Genomic DNA, 19,356 nt, shown 5'->3' on the forward strand with positions numbered 1-19,356 from the left:
ACCCACTGAACAGAACTCATCGACATCAAAAGGAACTCGCCATGTCCATTCGTGAATTGCTCAACCCAACCAACTCCGCCCTGATCCTGATCGACCACCAGCCGCAGATGTCCTTTGGCGTGCAATCGATCGATCGCCAGACCCTGAAGAACAACACCGTGGCCCTGGCCAAGACGGCGAAGATCTTCAACGTGCCGACCATCCTGACTTCGGTGGAAACCGAAAGCTTCAGCGGTTTTATCTGGCCGGAATTGCTCGGCGTGTTCCCGGACCAGCAGCCGATCGAGCGCACCTCGATGAACTCCTGGGAAGACAAGGCGCTGGTCGCCGCAGTGAAGGCCACCGGGCGCAAAAAACTGATCATGGCCGCGCTGTGGACCGAGGTCTGCCTGAACTTCCCGGCGCTGGAAGCCCTGGCCGAAGGCTACGAGGTGTACATCGTCACCGACGCGTCCGGCGGCACCACCAAGGAAGCGCACGACATGTCGGTGCAGCGGATGATTCAGGCCGGCGCGGTGCCGGTGACCTGGCAACAAGTGCTGCTCGAATACCAACGCGACTGGGCGCACAAAGAAACCTACGACGCGGTGATGGAACTGGTGCGCGAACACAGCGGCGCCTACGGCATGGGCGTGGATTACGCCTACACGATGGTGCACAAGGCTCCGCAGCGGAAGGTTTAAATAACGATCGTCCACCGGCCCTGAGCCAGGCTCAGGGCCCATGTGGCAGCCCAATCCCGCGACCGCCGCGATTCCCTGTAGGAGCGAGGCTTGCCCGCGAAAGCGTTGTGTCAGCCAGCATTAATGTCGTCTGACACGACGCCTTCGCGGGCAAGTCGGATCGCCGCACCGCTCGCTCCTACAGGGATTTGTGAGAATCAGAACGGCCCGAAGCTCAACGGGTACTGGACCACGACATAAACCCGGTCGATGTCATCACCAGCCTGGGCCGCGTTACCCCGGTGCGAGACATGGGACAGTTGCAGCGACAAGCCCTTGGCCGACCCTGACTGCACGACATAGCGCACATCGATATCCCGCTCCCAATGCTTGCCACCATTCCCTTGTTGCGGCACGTACTCGCCACTTTCCTCGTCGAACGGGTTATAGACCCCGCCCTTGGGCGCGTGGGTGCCGTCGATGTTGCTGCCCCTTACATAACGGGTCATGAAGTTCAGCCCCGGAATGCCGAATTCACCCAAATCAAGGTCATAACGAGCCTGCCAGGAACGTTCATGGGCGCCGTTGAAGTCGGCGTACTTGATCGAGTTGGCCAGGTAGATGGAGTCGCCACCGACGAAATCGAAGGGCGTATCACCGTTGATTTGCTGGTAGGCGAGGGTAAAGGCTTGGGCGCCGAGGGTGTATTTGCCCGACAGACTGTAGGCGGTGTTGTCGATTGCCCCCGCCAATGCCCGGCCGGTGTCCTGCGTGTGGTACAGGTTCGCATCGAGAAAAATATCAGACTGCTTGAGGTGCAGATTGCCGTAGTACTGGTGCCAGGTGTCGCTCAGTTCGGAGGCATACAACGCACCACCCACCGGGCTGTTGGTGAACAGGTCGGCCCCGATAAAGGAAATTCCGCCAGCCTCGGTGTTGGCGCCGTAACCGAAAAAATCGCCCTTGCCCGATGAGCTGTCCTGGTTCTTGAACGCTGTGAAGTGCCCGGCCACCAGGTTGATGCCGTCGATTTCCCGACTGTTCATCAGAAAACCCGTGGCGTACTCCGGTTGCAGGCGTTTGTCCGACGTATCGAACACCGGGGTTTCTACGGTCATTTCACCGAATGCCAGGGTGGTGCGAGACGCCTTGACCTTGATCGCGCCGCCGCCACTGGAGTAGTTGCTGTCGCTGCGACCGTCATCATCCAGCGGCAGCAATCCAGTGCCGGAATGGCCTTTACCGCCATCGAGCTTGAGCCCGAAAAACCCGTGGGCGTCGAGGCCAAAACCAATCGCGCCATCGGTGAAACCGGATTCAAAGTTGCTGATAAACCCTTGAGCCCATTCGGCTTTGTAGCTTTTTCCAGAAGGCGAGGGCGTTCGATAGTCGCTGTTGAGATAGAAGTTGCGACTCAACACCCCGAGCGTCGCACCGTCCAGAAAACCTGTGGGCGCCGGTTCATCTGCCAGGGCCGTGCCGGTCAGCAGTATCGACAAGCACAGGCTGCGATTTAACAAAGAAGACGTCATGGATAGATCACCACCAAGGCAGCGACTGCGCAAGCAAGTCACGCAGTCGCCGTTGTTGCTTAATGGCCTTCGGACGCGCCGAACATGGTTTTGGCGTAGATCAGGCCCAAACCGTAGGAGCCGCCATTGGCGATGGAGGTTTTCACGGTTTCTTCGTAGGTCTCGCTGCGTGCCCAGTCGCGTTGCAGTTCCAGCAGGTATTGCAGCGATGTCATCGGTCGGGCGCCGAGCTGGATCATGCGTTGAATCGCCATGTCATGGGCTTCGATCGACACATCGCCACAAGCATCGGCGATGAAGTACACCTCGAAACCCTGGTCCAGGGCAGACAGCGCCGGGCCAACGATGCACACCGAGGTCCAGAGCCCGGCGAGAACGATTTTCTGCTTGCCGAACTTGTTCACTTCAACAGCGATGCGCTCGTCTTCCCAGGTGTTCATGCTGGTGCGGTCGATCACGTTGTGTTCCGGGAACACCGACTTGATTTCATCGAAGATCGGCCCGGAAAAGCTCTTCTCGGCCACAGTGGTGAGAATGGTCGAAACCTTGAAGCCACGCGCAGCCTTGGCCACCAGCGCGGCGTTGTTGCGCAGGGTCACGGCATCGATGGACTTGGTCGCGAAGGACATCTGCGACTGGTGATCAATCATGATCAGGGTGTGGTCGGTAGGGGTCAGCAGGGTTTTGCCGGGAACTGCTTGTGCAATGGCCATCACGAGGTCCTTACGGGATTGAGTGAAGGCTCATGGTTGCGCAGATTCGGCTGGGGATCTTGAGTGGGTGTGCTGTGTTTGTGTGTGGTATGAGCCCTGCGCGATGCAAGTTCATCGCGCAGGACGGCGGGTCATTGCATCACATACCGCCCCGGTGCCGACTCAATCGCCGGGTATTGGGCATTGCCGATGTGCAGCGCCGAAGGCTGGCGCTCCCCGGCGTGTTCGGCCAGCCAGGCAAACCAGTCATTCCACCAGCTACCGGGATGTTGCTGGGCATTCATGAACCATGTGTCCGGTTTTTTGCTGATGCGGTTGTTGGTCCAGTAATGACGCTTCTGATTGGCCGGCGGGTTGATCACCCCGGCGATATGCCCCGAGGCGCCGAGCACAAAGCGCTTGGTCCCGCCGAGCAGTTCGGTGCTGGCGTAGGCGCTGCGCCACGGCACGATGTGGTCGTCGTGGGTGGCGAGGATGTACGCCGGCGCCTCGATGGCTCGCAGGTCGAGTTTGACCCCGCAGCAATCCAGCTCACCGGACTTCAAGTCGTTCTGCAAATACGTGTGGCGCAAATACCAGCAATACATCGGGCCGGGCAGGTTGGTGCTGTCGTTGTTCCAGAACAGCAGGTCCAGGGCGACCGGCTTCTGGCCCTTGAGGTATTTGTCGACGTTGTAGTTCCACCACAAGTCATTGGGGCGCAGCAGGGAGAAGGTGTTGCCCATGTCCTCGCCCTTGAACAGGCCGATGGGGCCGTCCAGCCCGCCGATGGTGCGTTCGCGGTAGGCCACCAGTTTTTCGTCGACAAAGATGTCGATGGGGCCGGTGTCGAGGTAATCGAGGAATGTGGTCAACAGGCTGACGCTGGCGATGTCTTTATCGCCACGCGCGGCCAACACCGCCAGCGCCGTGCTCAACAGCGTGCCGCCGATACAGAAGCCGACGCAATTGGGTCGTTGCTCGCCGCTGATCTCGCGGGTCACTTGCAGGCCTTTGATGATGCCGGTTTCGATCAGGTCATCCCACGTGGTGTTGGCGTGGGCCTGGTCAAAGTTGCGCCAGGACATCAGAAACACCGGATGGCCTTGCTGCAACAGATGGCCGATCATCGAGTTGTCGGGGCGCAAATCGAGGATGTAGTACTTGTTGATCGACGGCGGCACCACGAACACCGGGCGCCGGTACTGGGTTTCGGTTTGCGGGTAGTACTGGATCAGCTGGAACAATTCGTTCTCGAACACCACTTCGCCGGGTGTTGTCGCCAGGTCCTCACCGACCTTGAACGCATTGCTGTCGCACTGGCGCATCTTGCCTTCTTGCAGGTCGCTGGCCAGGTGCAGCAACCCCGTGAGCAGGCTGGCGCCCTGGGTATCGACCACCCGTTGTAACGCGTCAGGGTTACTCGCCAGGAAGTTGCTCGGCGCGCCGGCGGCGATGGCTTGCTCCACCAGGTACAGCAGGCGTTGGCGCGGTTTCTTGTCCTTGATCGGCAACTTGTCGAGCAGCTTCAGCAGAAAGCCGGCGTTGAGCAGGTAAAACGCGGCGAGTGAACCGAACAGCGGTTGGCTCCAGGCGCCGCTGGCGAAGCGTCGATCATCGAAGGTGAACGGCTGGCCGGTCATCAGGCGCTGGCCGAGGTCACCCCATTGCAGTTGATAGTCGGACTGCAGGCTGTCGAGGGTGCCACGGGGCAGGTCAAACCAGTCGTTGTATTCCTGCCCGGTGAACCACGGATTAGTGCTGACCCACAGGCGTAATTGTTGCACTGCAAAGGAGGCAATGAACGGAACCTGGCCAGACCAGTAAGTGTTGAAGGTGTGCGCGTTGTTATCCATGGAACTCCTTGCCCACAAAGGTCAACCGGGCAGAAAAAAGCGCGACACCGCGTACGGTGCCGCGTCATTAGCAAAGGCAAGCAGTTCGGTGTGACTAGCGCTCGATGACCAGGCTGACGCCTTGCCCGCCACCGATGCACAACGTGGCCAGGCCTTTATGGCCATCGCGACGAATCAGTTCGAACAACAGCGACACCAGAATCCGTGCCCCCGAGGCGCCGATCGGATGACCGAGGGCAATCGCACCGCCGTTGACGTTGACCTTGCTGGTGTCCCAGCCCAGTTCTTTGCCGACCGCCAGTGACTGCGCAGCGAAGGCTTCATTGGCTTCGATCAGGTCCAGGTCATCAAGGCTCCAGCCGGCCTTTTCCAGCGCCAGGCGGGTGGCCGGAACGGGGCCGATGCCCATGATCGACGGGTCAACGCCGGCACTGGCGTACGCCTTGATCCGCGCCAGGACCGGTAACCCCAAGGCTTGGGCCTTGGCGGCGCTGGCCAGCAACAGCACGGCGGCGCCGTCGTTGAGGGTTGACGAGTTGCCGGCGGTAACGCTGCCGTCTTTCTGGAACGCCGGCTTCAGCTTGCCCAGGGACTGGGCGCTGCTGTCCGCTCGTGGCTGTTCATCGGTGTCGAAGGCCAGCGGCTCGCCCTTGCGCTGGGGAATCAGGATCGGGGTGATTTCACGCTTGAAGTACCCGGCTTCGATGGCCGCTGCGGCTTTCTGCTGCGAGGCGGCGGCGAAGGTGTCCTGTTGCTCACGGGTGACACTGTATTTCTCAGCCAGATTCTCTGCGGTGATGCCCATGTGGTAGTCGTTGAAGGCATCCCACAAACCGTCCTGAATCACGCTGTCTTGCAGTTGCGCATGGCCCAGGCGCAAACCGGTGCGGGCCTTGGGCAGGACGTAAGGCGCCAGGCTCATGTTTTCCTGGCCGCCGGCAATCACCAGTTCGGCGTCACCACAGCGGATGGCCTGGACCGCCAGTTGCACAGCCTTGAGCCCGGAGCCACAGACTTTGTTCAGGGTCATGGCTGGGGTGGTGAAGGGCAGGCCGGCCTTGATCGCGGTCTGGCGTGCCGGGTTCTGTCCGGCACCGGCGCTGAGCACCTGGCCGAGGATTACTTCATCGATCTGTTCGCCGTTGATACCGGTCTGTTCCAGCAAGCGGCGAATCAGCGCCGCACCCAGTTCGGTGGCCGGAATCGCGGACAAGGCACCCTGGAAGCTGCCAATGGCGGTACGAGTAGCGGCAACGATTACGACTTCGTTCATGCGTGACCTCATTAAGAATGTGTCGAACGGCAGCAGGGCCTCCTTGCCCTGCACGGGTTACTGCATATTCATGCCGCCGTTGACCGAGAAGTCGGCACCGGTGCTGTAGGCTGACTCATCGGACGCCAGCCAGGCGACGATGGAGGCGATTTCTTCCGGTTGGCCGAGGCGACCGACTGGTGTGGCGGCGATCATGCTGTCGAGGATGTCCGGGCGAATGGCCGCGGTCATGCTGGTCTGGATGTAGCCCGGCGACACGGTATTGACTGTCACGCCCTTGCCTGACACTTCCCGCGCCAGGGCCATGGTGAAGCCGTGGATACCGGCCTTGGCCGCGCTGTAGTTGGTCTGGCCGAACTGGCCGCGCTGGCCGTTGATCGAGGAGATGTTGATGATCCGGCCCCAGCCTTTGCTCAACATGCCTTCAATCACCTGTTTGGTGGTGTTGAACATGCCGCTGAGGTTGGTGCCGATGACGGCGTTCCAGTCTTCGGGGGTGAGCTTGCGGAACGAGGTATCCCGGGTAATGCCGGCGTTGTTGACCAGCACGTCCACCGGACCGTACGTCTCCTTGACCCACTCAAACGCCGCGCGAGTTGACTCCCAGTCGGTGATGTCACCGTAGACAAAATGGAACTCGAACCCGGCTGCCGACTGGGCGGCGGCCCATTCTTCCTTGCGGCTGGAATTGGCGCTGCAGCCCACCACCACCTTGAAGCCTTCCTGGTAAAGACGCTGGCTGATCGCCGTACCAATCCCACCCATACCGCCGGTTACCAATGCAATACGACCAAGCGACTTCATAGACTTCTTCCTTTTATTATTTTGCGCTGCAAGATGGGAGGATTGTTCGGTATGGGTGGGGGCTGGGGAAGTGTTGTGAGGTGACTGTTTGGTGTCCAACGACGCCAGAAGTCGCTAAAAGCGACGAGTACCTATACTGGGATCAACACTCGACACTGAACGGCCCAATATTCTTTGATTCAGACGCAGATCCGTATGGCCCGAACAGGATGTTCGGCACCACAGGTCATTGAGGACGCCCATGTACAGAATGAGTTCAGGCTATGCCAGCGTGCTGGTGAATACGCTTTCTGCTCAAGGACTGGATGTCGCCAGCTTGTGCCAAGAGGCCGGACTGGACATCCATCTGGCGAAACTGCCCGGTGCGTTTTGCGAACGCCGGGCGATCTATCGATTGTGGGCCCTGGCCGCGCAGGCCAGCGCTGACCCGGACATCGGCTTGAAAGCCTATGGCAACTTCCATCCCGGCAGTTTCCAGATTGTCGGCTACACCATGATGTCCAGCCTGAACCTGAAAAGGGCGATAGAACGGCTGGTGCGTTTCAGCCCGTTGATCGGTACCGGCTTCAGCCTGTTTTTCACCGCTGAGCAGCAAAACTTTCGATTGGCGGCGCTTGATCATCAGCAGGCCGGCTCGGTCAAACCCCGGCAATACGTCGACGCCGCCCTGGCGTCCCTGATGGGGTTTTGCCGTTGGCTGGCAGGCGGCAACTCGCCGCAGCCGTTGCAGGTGCAGTTCAGTTATCCCGAACCCGCCGACACTTCGGAACATCGGCGTTTGTTTGGCTGCAACCTGCAGTTCAACGCACCCTACGACAGCATTCTGTTCGACGGCCAGGAAGTGCTGCGCCCGTTGAGCATGGCCAACGAGACACTGGCGGTGCTGCACGACAGTTTTGCCGAGGCGCAACTTGACCTGCTGTTCGGCTTCTCGATTGTCGGCCGGATTCGCGCGTTGATCAGCGAGCGGTTGAGCCAGGGGCAAGGGCAGTACGACATGGAGTCGATCGCCGCGGCGCTGAACATCAGCAAACGTACGCTGCAACGCTCGCTGGAAAAGGAAGGGACGCAATTCAAGGATGTGCAGAATGCGGTGCGCCGGCAATTGGCTGACTACTACCTGCGCCACTCTCATTTCAACATGAAGCATGTGGCGTATCTCCTTGGTTTCCATGACCACAGCAGCTTCAACAAGGCGTGCAGCCGGTGGTTCGGGATGACGCCGGGGCAGTATCGGGCGGATGAATCTTTTGACGTCGAGACAGCCGCATCGGCCTGATCTGGCCGATGCGGTTCGGTTTTATTTCTTTGGTGGTTTCTTCGAGGTTTTGCGGGGTTTGGTGGGTTGTGGCGTCGGGACTTCAACCTTGGCGACAGGCGCGGGTTGTTCAGGAACTGCATCAGTCTCGCTGGGCGGTTGAGTCAGGTCAAAACCCGGTAGCGGCACTTCAAGCAAGGTGTGCAACTCGCACCAGAATCCGTGCCCGGCCGCGTTCTCGTTCAACAGTTCCGGCAGCAGATTGGCAACGGCGGCCAATACCTGCTGGCGCTCCTCAGTTTCAGGCAGCAACAGCGGCAGGCTTTGCAGGCTTTCCTGCGGATAAGTGAGGACCAGCATTTTCTGCGTTTGCAGGGTGTCACGCAGATCCAGCGGTTCGACGCTGTGGTCCTGCAACAAGCACTGCATTTGTTCGAGCAGTTTGTCGAGATTGGCTTTGCCTCGCGCGTCGCTGTCGCGGTCCAGCAGGAACAGGATGCGCACCAGCGCTTCCATCAGGCCGCCCAGGGGCAGGGCGGTTTGCAGGCGTTCGAGCAGTGCTTTGTCGTGGTTCTCGGCGTGGGCTTGCAGATCGCGCGTTGGCACGTTGCCGCTGAGTTGGTTGAGTGCGCCGTAGACGCCGTAGAAACACAGTTCCTGGGTGGCATCGCGTAGATCGCGGTAGGCGTTCAAAGTGTCCTGAACCTGGTTGGAGAACAACGCCTGCCAGGCCAGCAACGGATTGTCGGTGGCGGCGGGGCGACGCTCATTGCGCACCTGGGCGGCGCTGCCGGCCAGCCACCAGAGGGCCGGGTTCGAACTGCTCCAGAGCACTTGTTGCTGATGGAACGGATGGGCCTTGCGTAGCAGATCGGCGGTCGGTTCATTGATCAACGGACGCAGCCACGGCCGAATGAAGCCGTCGTACACGCTGTTGTTGATACTCGAGGCGCGTTCGACCAGGGCGAATTCGCGATCATCATCCCGGGGCGGCGGCACTTCGCCATGGATGTCGGCGATGCGTCGGGGTTCGAAACGCACGGCGTATTGCGTGTCGGGTAGATCGTCGATCAGCATTTCATAGAGCCCGGCGGGCAGGGCGTTGATGGTCTCGACCGCACCCAGCAGCTCGCGGTGTTCACGCCGGGCCACTTCGCCGGAGACGAAAATCCCCAGGTGGCCGATGCTCGCGTGACGCAGGTAGACAATGGTCCGCCCGGCGTTCTGCAAGGCCAGGTCACTGGGGTAGACATCGGCGATCCAGTCCAGCGCCTGTTGCGGCGAGGTGATGTTGTCGCCATAGGAACAAAACACCACCACGGGCACTTCGATGCGCTTGAGGTCGAGCCCGCTGCTCTTGCGCCCCAGGCCGCCGGACAGCTGATTGCCGATGAACAGGTCGTCGACAATCATCTCGATTTCTTCGCCGTTCAGCAGCGTCGGGCTGCCCCACCAGCGTTCGAAGTCGAGGAAGCGCGCGGCTTCGGTGTCGACTTCGCTAAACAGGTGGTAGTACTTGCCCCAATAGGTGTTGGCCGGGTCGAGGTTTTCGAAATTGCTCACCAGCCAGGTGCCGTCGAACCGCTCGTTGCCCAGATCGCTACCCAAACGCGCCATCCAGCCACCGCCGAGCAAACCGCCGGTGTAGCGCATCGGGTTGCGGCCATTGACCCCGGCCCAGTACGACAGCGGTGCCCCGTTGACGATGATCAGCCCCGGCAGTTCGGGGCGTGTGGCGGCCAGTCCCATCAATGCCCAGCCTGCCTGGCAGTTGCCGATCACCACCGGTTTGGCGCTGGCGGGATGCCGGGCGCTGACTGTTTCGATGAACCGAGCTTGCGCCTCGACGATGTCCGCCAGGGTTTGCCCGGGAGCGGGTGAGTGACTGAACGAGATGAAGTAGGTGGGATGACCGGCGCGCAGGCTTTCGCCAATGAGTGAATCCTGCTTGAAGCCGCCGATGCCGGAGCCATGGCCGCCGCGCGGGTCGATGATGATCACCGGTGGCTGGCTGTCGATGGCTGGTTCGGCGCTGAGGATGCGCAACAGTGAGTAGTTGACCGGGCGCGGCAGGTCGGCGCCGTTGACCAGGGTTTCATGCTCGAACTTGAGCAGCAGCGGAAAGCCTGCCCGCTCGTGGGCCAAGGTGTTGTCGCCGCGCTGGCGCAAGGTGTCCCAGAACAACAGGCTGCGTTGGCTGAGGTCGGTGAAGTATTCCTGCCAGTGCGCCGCCGTCGGTTGTTTGAGCTGGCCCTGGCTGAGCGGCGCGAAGGTTTTTGCCTGGCGCTGCTGCACCGCGTCGAGCACGTTGCGGGTATTGAGCTGTTGTAGGTGATTCAGGTGCTCGAACAACCCGGTCGCCGGGGAAAGCCCCTCATCTTGCAGCGCAATATTTTCTTCCTGGCCCATGGTGAACTCCTGACACGGTGCGGGGGGAATCGTCAGCCAGTCTAGCGATGGCTAGGCCGGTCATCGGATTTTCACGAGTCTATAGTGAATAACCACCGCAGGAGTACCGTTTATTTTGCAGCGCACAAAATATCCGTTGCCAAACCTTTTTGTGCACTGCAATATCAAGGCTAACGCGACGACTGCCCGGATCGCTGTCGCGTCCTCAGGCCTGAATGGGCCTTCCAGTACCAGGAGATTTCAGCATGTCTTTTTTCAACTCGGAAAAACTGCAAGCCACCCAGAAAGCCAACCTCGACCTGTTGCAGCAGATCAGCGGCAAAGTCTTCGCCAGCGTTGAACAACTGAGCCAGTTGCAGTTCAAGGCACTGCGCGACTCCACCGAGGAGCACTTCGAAGGCGTGCGCAAGCTGCTGGCGGTGCGTGATCCACAAGGTTTCGCTGATTTGCAGGCGTCGTTCACCCAACCGAGCGCGCAAACCGAACGCCTGGCTGAATTCAATCGTCAGGTTCAGGCGCTGATCGTCGGCACCCAGTCGGAGATCGCCAAACTGACCGAAGGTCAAGTCCAGGCGGGCACTCAGCAGGTGAATGAGTTCGTCGAGTCGATCAGCAAGAATGCACCGGCTGGCTCCGAGCCAGTGGTCGCGGCCTTCAAATCGGGTCTGGCGAATGCCGGTACCGTGTTCGAAAGCGCACAGAAGGCGGTAAAGCAGGCGTCTGATGTAGCCCAGAGTGGCTTCGACGCTGCGACCGCTGCCGCCGGCAAAGCTGCTCCAGAAGCAGGTGCCAAGACTACCAACGGCAACAAATAAGTCAGATCAGGCCAGCATCACCGATGGCGATGGGATTATTCCCCATCGCCATTTTTTTTCGTCCCGTTATCGGTGCCCGGCTTGGCGCCGAACAGGCCGAACATGTTCTGGGTATTGAGGTAGAGCGCCTTGGACTGATCGACGTATTGGCGCATCAAGTCCTGCATCACCGGCGCCTGCTGGTGCATGAAGGTGCTCCAGGCCTCGGACGACTGGGCGCCGGTCTGGGACTGGATGTCGATCACGGTCTGGATGCTTTTATCCAGGTAGCTGCCGAGCACGCCCTGGTACGGGCCGTAGAACTGGATGATGCCCATCAGCATCTCGCTGCTGAAGATCGGCTCACCACCGCTTTCGGCTTCGAGGATGACTTGCAACAGAATACTGCGGGTCAAGTCCTCGCCAGTTTTGGCATCGACCACCTGGAACGGGATTTTATCGACCACCAATTGCCGAATATCGGCCAGGGTCAAGTGGCTGCTGGTATGGGTGTCGTACAGGCGGCGATTGGGGTATTTCTTGATCAGGCGGGGGGTGTTGGGGTTGTTAACGGTCATGCGGGGCGTCTCGCGGCGAGCCTGATTTGCAGGCATCTTAACCTACTATCGCCGATGTCGCCGACCCGCCGAGCCCTGTAGGAGCGAGGCTTGCCCGCGAAGACGTTGTGTCAGTCACTGTCGATGTTGGATGTGCCGACGCTTTCGCGGGCAAGCCTTGCTCCTACAAGATCACAAACAGACCGCAACGCCGCCTGACGACCACGCCCCTGTAGGAGCGAGGCTTGCCCGCGAAGACGTTGCGTCAGTCACTGTCGATGTTGGATGTGCCGACGCTTTCGCGGGCAAGCCTTGCTCCTACAGGTGATGTGGTGGTTCAGCTTCGGTGATCGTTCCCACGCAGGAGCGTGGGAACGATCATGTGGTGCTTACCAGATCGGCAAGCTGTAGCTGACGATCAACCGGTTCTCATCCAGATCACTGCCGAAATTCGTCGAGCGCACGGTCGCATTGCGCCATTTCACCCCAACGTTCTTCAGTGGGCCACTCTGCACGACATAACCGATATCGGTATCGCGCTCCCATTCCTTTCCCTCCGGGCGATTGCCGCCCAGATCGATATTGTCGCCCGTGAGATAACGGGTCATGAAGGTCAGCCCCGGCACGCCAATGGCTGCGAAGTTGTAGTCGTAACGGGCCTGCCAGGACTTTTCATCCTTGCTGGCGAAGTCGCCGATCTGCACGAAGTTGACCAGGAACGCGTCAGTGCCATTGATGTAGGCAAACCCGGTGTCGCCGCTCATGCTCTGATAACCCAGGCCCAGCGCATGCCCGCCGAGGCTGTAGGTGAACATCGCCCCCAGCGCCTTGTTGTCGACGTTGCTGCCGCCATCGTCGGTGGAGCGGGCAAAGCGCAAATCACTCTTGAACGACTGGCCCGCCGTCACCGGCAACACGTAAGTCAGGTTGACCATGTGCTGGCTGTAGAGGTTGTCGAGATGGCCATAGCTGTAGCCCGTGGCGAGGTTGCCGGTCCATTTGTAGTTGAGGCTGGCAAAGTCGAAGCTGTCGCTGGTGGTGTGCGGCGTGATGATGCCTTTGGCGCCGGTCCGGGTGATGCCCATGTCTTCATAGTCGGAGGAATCGCGCTGGTTGACTTGTTTCAGGCGTCCGCCGTCCACGGTCAGGCCTTCGACTTCCAGCGAGGTCAGCTGACCGCCCTCGAACGTCTGTGGCAACAGCCGCGAATCATTGGCCAGCACCGTCGGCAACTTGGGCAGCAAAGTGCCGAGTTTCAGCACCGTTTTCGAGGCGCGCACCTTCGCTGTCACGCCCAAGTCGCCGTACTCGTCCTGAGCACCCTTGCTGGTGGTGCGATGGCGTTGCAGCAACCCGGAACCGGCGCGATCCGGGCTCGAATCGAGTTTGACCCCGAGCAGGCCAATAGCATCGACACCGAAGCCGACCAACCCATCCGTGAAGCCCGATTCATAGCGCAGCAGAAAACCCTGGGCCCATTCCTCTTGTTTCGATTGCGCAGCGTTGTCCTGGCGAAAGTCGCGGTTGAAGTAGAAGTTGCGCAGTTCCAGGCTGGCTTTGCTGTCCTTGATAAAGTCAGCGGCAGCGGGGGCCGAGAGGCTGATGACGCCACCGGCCAGTAACAGTCGGGTAGCGAGCGTGCGGGTGTGACGGTCCATGGTGAAGCCCCTTTATTTTTATTGTTGGAATAGTCGGCCATGCACCCTCGCCAGACGGGCGAGGGCTTGTTCAGTAAAAAACGCGAACGCCCAAAATGAGGAGCGGGGGCGCCGCGTGCGGTTCAATCGTCAGAACTGTTCGGCGCTCAGGCCATACAACGAGCCACTGCCGGCGCGAATGGATTGCTCCAGGCTCAAAATGCGCGGGAGCAAACGCTCGATGTAGAAATCGGCGGTGGCGATTTTCGCGCCGTAGAACGCCGGATCGTCACTGCGCTTTTTCTTCGCGACCTGGGCCATTCGCGCCCACAGCCAGGCGTAGGCGACATACCCGAACAAGTGCAGGTATTCCACCGACGCGGCGCCGATTTCATTGCGGTTGGTCGCGGCCTGGTCTTGCAGCCAGTCGCTGAGATTTTCCAGGCGCTGCACGGCATCGAACAGTTGAATGGAGTAGGGCGCGTCGGGCTGATGGGCGAAGTGGCGGATCTCGCCGGTGAACTGGCGCAGCGCCACGCCGCTGTCGGCCAGCACTTTGCGTCCGAGCAAGTCCAGCGCCTGGATGCCGTTGGTGCCTTCGTAGATCTGCGCGATACGCACGTCACGCACCAGTTGCTCCTGGCCCCATTCGCGGATGTAGCCGTGACCGCCGAACACTTGCTGGCCGTGGATGCAGCTGTCGAGGCCGGTGTCGGTGAAAAACGCCTTGGCCACCGGGGTCAGCAGCGCCACCAGGGTTTGCGCGTTGTCGCGCTCCCGGGCGTCGTCGGAGAACTTCGCCAAATCCAGTTGCTGGCCGACATAACTGGCAAACGCGCGGCCACCTTCGGTCATGGCTTTCATGCTCAGCAGCATGCGGCGCACATCGGGGTGGACGATGATCGGGTCGGCGATCTGGCTCGGCGCCAGGGTACCGACCGGCGATCGGCTCTGGACCCGTTCGCGGGCATATTTCACCGCGCTCTGATAGGACGCCTCTGCGCAACCGATGCCCTGAATGCCGATCGACAGGCGCTCGTAGTTCATCATGGTGAACATCGCCGCCAAGCCTTTGTTGGCTTCACCCACCAACCAACCGCTGGCACCGTCGAAGTTCATCACGCAGGTGGCCGAGGCCTTGATGCCCATCTTGTGTTCGATCGAACCGCAACTCACGGCGTTGGCATGGCCGAGGGAACCGTCGGCATTGACCAGCACTTTGGGCACCACAAACAGCGAGATCCCTTTAGGCCCGGCCGGCGCGTCCGGCAGTTTGGCCAGCACCAGATGGATGATGTTTTCGGTCAGGTCCTGATCGCCGCCGGTGATGAAGATCTTGCTGCCGCTGAGCTGGTAACTGCCATCGGCCTGGGGTTCGGCGCGGGTGCGGATCAGCCCCAGGTCCGTGCCGGCGTGGGCTTCGGTCAGGCACATGGAACCGGCCCAGCGGCCTTCGTACATCGGCGGCAGGTAGAGATTTTTCAGTTCTTCGCTGGCGTGGGCATCGATGGCCAGACAGGCACCGGAACTCAATGCCGAATACAGCGCAAAGCTGGAATTAGCGCCGTAGAGCATTTCTTCGAACTGCACCGCGAGCATCTTCGGCATGCCCATGCCGCCGAACTCGGCGTTGCCGGACAAACCGACCCAGCCGCCTTCGATGTAAGTGGTGTAAGCCTGTTTGAAACCGATCGGCGTCGTGACCTGGCCATAGACCCAATGCGCGCCTTCTTCGTCGCCGCTGCGATTCAAGGGGGCAATCAGGTGCGAGGTGACTTTCGCCGCCTCTTCAAGAATCGCGTCGGCAGTGTCGGCATCGACATTGTCCGCCAGGGCCGGCAGGCGCGCCCACAGGGCCGGGGCGTCGAACACTTCATGCAGCACGAAGCGCATGTCGCGCAGGGGAGCGTTGAATTCGGGCATAGCGTGAACCTCGTTGGGACGGTGGGCACGGCGCCGCAACGGCGGGCCGTGCTTTTTCAATCAATGACTGGAAGCGCTGGCGGCACCGAGACCGGTCTGGGCGCGCACGAACTGGTCGGCGTAGGCATCACGTTCCTTGTCGGCGCGCACGCTGCGGTCGAGTTTCGACACGACCACAATCACCAGGAACGCCAGCGGCATGGAGAACAGTGCCGGGTGGTCGTAGGGGAAGATCGCGTGGGCGTGGCCGAGCACGGTGACCCACACGGCTGGCGACAGAATCACCAGCACCAGCGCACAGATCAGCCCGGCGAAACCGCCGAGGATCGCGCCTTTGGTGGTCAGGCCTTTCCAGTACATGGCCATGATCAGCACCGGGAAGTTGGTCGACGCGGCGATGCCGAACGTCAGGCCCACCAGGAACGCGACGTTCATCTTCTCGAACAGAATGCCCAGCAAAATCGCGACGATGCCCAGGCCGACGGTAGCCATGCGCGTGACGCGCATTTCCTGTTTCTCGCTGGCCTTGCCTTTCTTGAACACCGTGGCGTACAGGTCGTGGGAAATCGCCGAGGCACCGGCCAGGGCGAGCCCAGAGACCACCGCCAGAATGGTGGCGAAGGCGACGGCGGCGAGGAAACCGAAGAACAGGTTCCCACCCACCGCTTTGGCCAGGTGCATGGCAACCATGTTGCCGCCGCCGATCAAGGCACCGCCGACTTCACCGTTGACGTAGTACTGCGGATCGGTGCCGATGATCACCATCGCCGCGAAACCCAACGTGCAGACCACGAGGAAGAAGAAACCGATGAAACCGGTGGCGTAGAACACCGATTTACGCGCTTCCTTGGCGTTCGGCACGGTGAAGAAGCGCATCAGGATGTGCGGCAACCCGGCAATCCCGAATACCAGCCCGAGGGACATGGACGCGGTGTTGATCGGGTCGGCGAGCATCGCGCCCGGCCCCATGATGTTCCAGCCGCTGGCGTGGGCCTGGACCGCTTTGGCGGCGAGGGTTTCGTAGCTGAAACCGAATTGCGACATGGCCATGACCGCCAGGGTCGTACCGCCGGCCAGCAGCAACACAGCCTTGATGATCTGCACCCAGGTGGTGGCGATCATGCCGCCGAAGATCACGTACACCAGCATCAGCGCACCGACGATCACCACCGCCACCGGGTAGTCGAGGCCGAACAACAATTTGATCAACTGCCCGGCACCGACCATCTGCACGATCAAATAGCAGCACACCACCGTCAGCGACCCGAACGCGGCGAAGATCCGCACTTTGTTCTGGTCCAGGCGATAGGACACGATGTCGGCGAAGGTGTAGCGCCCCAGATTGCGCAAGCGCTCGGCCATCAGGAAGGTGATGATCGGCCAGCCGACGAAGAAGCCGATGGTGTAGATGAAACCGTCGTAACCCTTGGCAAACACCAGGCTCGACAGCCCGAGCAACGTGGCGGCGGACATGTAGTCACCGGCAATCGCCAGACCATTCTGGAACCCGGTGATGCCGCCACCCGCGGTGTAGAAATCCGAGGTGGATTTGGTTTGCCGCGCGGCCCACCAGGTGATGCAGAGCGTGCCGAGCACGAACACAAAGAACATGCTGATCGCATTCAGGTTGAGCGGTTGTTTCTCCACTGCACCGGTCAGCGGCGCGGCGAGTACGACGCCAGACGACAGCAGGGCTGCACCCGCGAGGCAGAGCTTTCTGAGCCGCTTCATCACTTGCTCTCCTCAAGAATCGCCGCGCCGAGCGCATCGAACCGGGTGTTGGCGCGGTAGACGTACCACCCCGTCAGCAACCAGGAAAAAATGATGATCGCCGCGCCCACCGGCATGCCCAGGGTCAACATCCGGTGCTCGCCGAGCGGTGCATGCAGCCATTGCGGGGCAAACGCCACCACTAGCATGAACAGGTAATAGGTGCCCAGCACCGTGGCACTCAACGTCCAGGCCAGGCGCGAACGGCTGCTGACCAGTTGGAGGAATTTCGGATTCGCGCGAATCCGTTCGCAACGCTGGGTGTCGGTTGAATGGATGTCGATCATCGGTAGCTCCACATTGTTTTTGTTGTCGGTGTGTGGGGGCAGGGCCGCGTTGCGCCGAATCCGGCGCGCACGAGCCCGAAACGGCAGGTTCGCGACCTGCCGCTTGAAGGGTTCAGCGTGGGAGGGTTAGAGCGCCTGGGCCCTGTCGCGCAGTACGTACTTCTGGATCTTGCCGGTGGACGTCTTCGGCAACAGGGTGAAGATCACCGTGCGCGGCACTTTGAACCCGGCCAGGTGTTCGCGGCAGAAACTGATGATGTCCGCCTCGCGCACGTCCTGGTGATCCGCCTTCAAGGTGATAAAGGCGCAGGGGGTTTCGCCCCATTTTTCGTCGGGACGAGCAACGACAGCGGCTTCCATCACACCCGGATGGCGGTACAACACGCCTTCGAGTTCGATGGTGGAAATGTTTTCGCCGCCGGAAATGATGATGTCCTTGAGCCGGTCCTTGATCTCGACATAACCGTCGGGATGACACACCGCCAGGTCGCCGGTGTGGAACCAGCCACCTTCAAACGCTTCGGCGGTGGCGGTCGGGTTTTTCAGATAGCCCTTCATCACGGTGTTGCCGCGCATGAAGATCTCGCCGATGGTCTTGCCGTCGCGCGGGGTCGGTTTCAGGGTGGTCGAGTCGCCGACCATCACCCCTTCGAGCGTCGGATAACGCACGCCTTGGCGGGACTTGATCTGCGCGCGCTCATCCAGGGGCAATTCATCCCACTCGGCATGCCAGGCACACAGTGTCACCGGGCCGTAGGTTTCGGTCAGGCCATAAACGTGGGTGACCTTGATGCCCATTTCTTCCACGGCACCGATGACTTTGGCCGGCGGCGCGGCACCGGCGACCATGGCGTTGACCGGGTGATCGATGGCGGCTTTGGCCGAGTCCGGCATGTTGACCAGCGCATTGAGCACGATGGGCGCGCCGCACAGGTGAGTCACCTGGTGCTCGCGGATCAGGGTGAGGATTTTCTGTGGATCGACCCGGCGCAGAAACACATGCACCCCGGCCAGCGCGGTGATGGTCCACGGGTAGCACCAACCGTTGCAGTGGAACATCGGCAGGGTCCAGAGGTACACCGGGTGGTTGCCCATGGCCCAGGTCATTTGGTTGCCCAAGGCGTTGAGGTAGGCGCCGCGATGATGATAGACCACGCCTTTCGGATTACCGGTGGTGCCGGAGGTGTAGTTCAGCGAGATGGCTTGCCACTCGTCATCCGGCCATTGCCAGGCGAACGCCGGATCGCCCTCGGCCAGCAGCGCTTCATAGTCCAGGTCGCTGACAGCCTGGCCTTCGCCGTATTCCGGGTCGTTGACGTCGATCACCAGCGGCGGGTGATCGAGCATGCCGATGGCCGCGTGAATCACGCTGTGGAATTCGCGGTCGGTGATCAGCACCTTGGCTTCGCCGTGTTGCAGCATGAAGGCGATGGCTTCGGCGTCCAGGCGTACGTTGAGCGGGTTGAGCACCGCGCCGATCATCGGCACGCCGAAGTGCACTTCGAGCATCTCGGGGATGTTCGGCAACATGACCGCGACGGTGTCGTCCTTGCCGATGCCACGCCCGGCCAGCGCCGAAGCCAGGCGTCGGCAGCGGGTGTAGGTCTGCGCCCAGGTGCGGCGGATCGAGCCGTGAATAACGGCGGGGTAGTCGGGGTAAACGTGGGCGGTGCGCTCGAGGAAGCTGAGCGGCGACAAGGCGATATGATTGACAGCCGTAGGGCTAAGCCCTTGTTCGAAGATCGACATGACGGGTACTCGGTGGCTGATTGTTAGCTCTATGGCTGACCTGTTCAGCGTAGCCGCTGAGGTCAACTTTTATGTCCGGTCTGCTTTATATAACAATCAACCCTTGATATGGAAGTACAACCTAGGTTGTATAGTATATGTACTATATATAAT

15 protein-coding genes are annotated in these 19,356 nt (G+C 60.7%); 3 read left to right on the top strand and 12 right to left on the bottom strand.

Going from position 1 to position 19,356, the window contains the following annotated elements; all coding sequences use genetic code 11:
* The first annotated feature begins 41 nt into the window (after positions 1-41).
* Positions 42-683, top strand: coding sequence for a hydrolase (locus ACZ89E_RS06780; protein ID WP_149660393.1), 642 nt, complete (start codon positions 42-44; stop codon positions 681-683).
* A 197-nt stretch (positions 684-880) separates the two neighbouring features.
* Here the strand turns inward: ACZ89E_RS06780 and ACZ89E_RS06785 are convergent, their stop codons facing one another.
* From ACZ89E_RS06785 to phbB, 5 genes are all read right to left on the bottom strand, one after another.
* Positions 881-2,194, bottom strand: coding sequence for an OprD family porin (locus ACZ89E_RS06785; RefSeq protein WP_476255176.1), 1,314 nt, complete (start codon positions 2,192-2,194; stop codon positions 881-883).
* 59 nt (positions 2,195-2,253) lie between these two features.
* The gene (locus tag ACZ89E_RS06790) at positions 2,254-2,907 is read right to left on the bottom strand and encodes a hydrolase (protein ID WP_463257391.1); all 654 of its coding nucleotides are present in this window, start codon (positions 2,905-2,907) and stop codon (positions 2,254-2,256) included.
* Positions 2,908-3,038: 131 nt separating this feature from the next.
* A complete protein-coding gene (phaC, locus tag ACZ89E_RS06795) occupies positions 3,039-4,742 on the bottom strand; it encodes a class I poly(R)-hydroxyalkanoic acid synthase (protein WP_476255177.1) in 1,704 nt (567 codons plus the stop codon).
* Between the two features lie 94 nt (positions 4,743-4,836).
* The gene (locus ACZ89E_RS06800; RefSeq protein WP_149660396.1) at positions 4,837-6,015 is read right to left on the bottom strand and encodes an acetyl-CoA C-acetyltransferase; all 1,179 of its coding nucleotides are present in this window, start codon (positions 6,013-6,015) and stop codon (positions 4,837-4,839) included.
* Between the two features lie 57 nt (positions 6,016-6,072).
* Positions 6,073-6,819: an acetoacetyl-CoA reductase gene (gene phbB, locus ACZ89E_RS06805; RefSeq protein ID WP_476255178.1), complete on the bottom strand. Its 747-nt coding sequence runs from the start codon at positions 6,817-6,819 to the stop codon at positions 6,073-6,075.
* Positions 6,820-7,060: 241 nt separating this feature from the next.
* Between phbB and ACZ89E_RS06810 the strand changes: the two genes are divergently transcribed.
* Positions 7,061-8,098 (top strand): AraC family transcriptional regulator, encoded by a 1,038-nt coding sequence (locus tag ACZ89E_RS06810; RefSeq protein WP_149660398.1) that lies wholly within the window; start codon positions 7,061-7,063, stop codon positions 8,096-8,098.
* A 21-nt stretch (positions 8,099-8,119) separates the two neighbouring features.
* Here the strand turns inward: ACZ89E_RS06810 and ACZ89E_RS06815 are convergent, their stop codons facing one another.
* Complete coding sequence (locus tag ACZ89E_RS06815; RefSeq protein ID WP_476255179.1) at positions 8,120-10,486, bottom strand: DUF3141 domain-containing protein; 2,367 nt, start codon at positions 10,484-10,486, stop codon at positions 8,120-8,122.
* A gap of 245 nt (positions 10,487-10,731) precedes the next feature.
* Between ACZ89E_RS06815 and ACZ89E_RS06820 the strand changes: the two genes are divergently transcribed.
* Positions 10,732-11,301: a phasin family protein gene (locus ACZ89E_RS06820; protein ID WP_149660400.1), complete on the top strand. Its 570-nt coding sequence runs from the start codon at positions 10,732-10,734 to the stop codon at positions 11,299-11,301.
* Between the two features lie 35 nt (positions 11,302-11,336).
* Here the strand turns inward: ACZ89E_RS06820 and phaR are convergent, their stop codons facing one another.
* From phaR to ACZ89E_RS06850, 6 genes are all read right to left on the bottom strand, one after another.
* Complete coding sequence (phaR, locus tag ACZ89E_RS06825) at positions 11,337-11,858, bottom strand: polyhydroxyalkanoate synthesis repressor PhaR (protein WP_476255180.1); 522 nt, start codon at positions 11,856-11,858, stop codon at positions 11,337-11,339.
* A gap of 368 nt (positions 11,859-12,226) precedes the next feature.
* Entirely contained in the window at positions 12,227-13,495 is a 1,269-nt protein-coding gene (locus ACZ89E_RS06830; protein ID WP_149660402.1) for an OprD family porin, read from the bottom strand.
* Positions 13,496-13,624: 129 nt separating this feature from the next.
* Positions 13,625-15,397, bottom strand: coding sequence for an acyl-CoA dehydrogenase C-terminal domain-containing protein (locus ACZ89E_RS06835; RefSeq protein ID WP_476255181.1), 1,773 nt, complete (start codon positions 15,395-15,397; stop codon positions 13,625-13,627).
* 60 nt (positions 15,398-15,457) lie between these two features.
* Positions 15,458-17,128, bottom strand: a complete 1,671-nt coding sequence (locus ACZ89E_RS06840; RefSeq protein ID WP_149660404.1) for a cation acetate symporter — start codon at positions 17,126-17,128, stop codon at positions 15,458-15,460.
* Entirely contained in the window at positions 17,128-17,454 is a 327-nt protein-coding gene (locus ACZ89E_RS06845; RefSeq protein ID WP_149660405.1) for a DUF485 domain-containing protein, read from the bottom strand. The genes ACZ89E_RS06840 and ACZ89E_RS06845 overlap by 1 nt, the downstream gene beginning before the upstream one ends.
* Before the next feature lie 126 nt (positions 17,455-17,580).
* Positions 17,581-19,203, bottom strand: coding sequence for an acyl-CoA synthetase (locus ACZ89E_RS06850; RefSeq protein WP_149660406.1), 1,623 nt, complete (start codon positions 19,201-19,203; stop codon positions 17,581-17,583).
* Positions 19,204-19,356 lie beyond the last annotated feature (153 nt).

The sequence above is a fragment of the Pseudomonas sp. TE3899 genome (assembly GCF_056279105.1).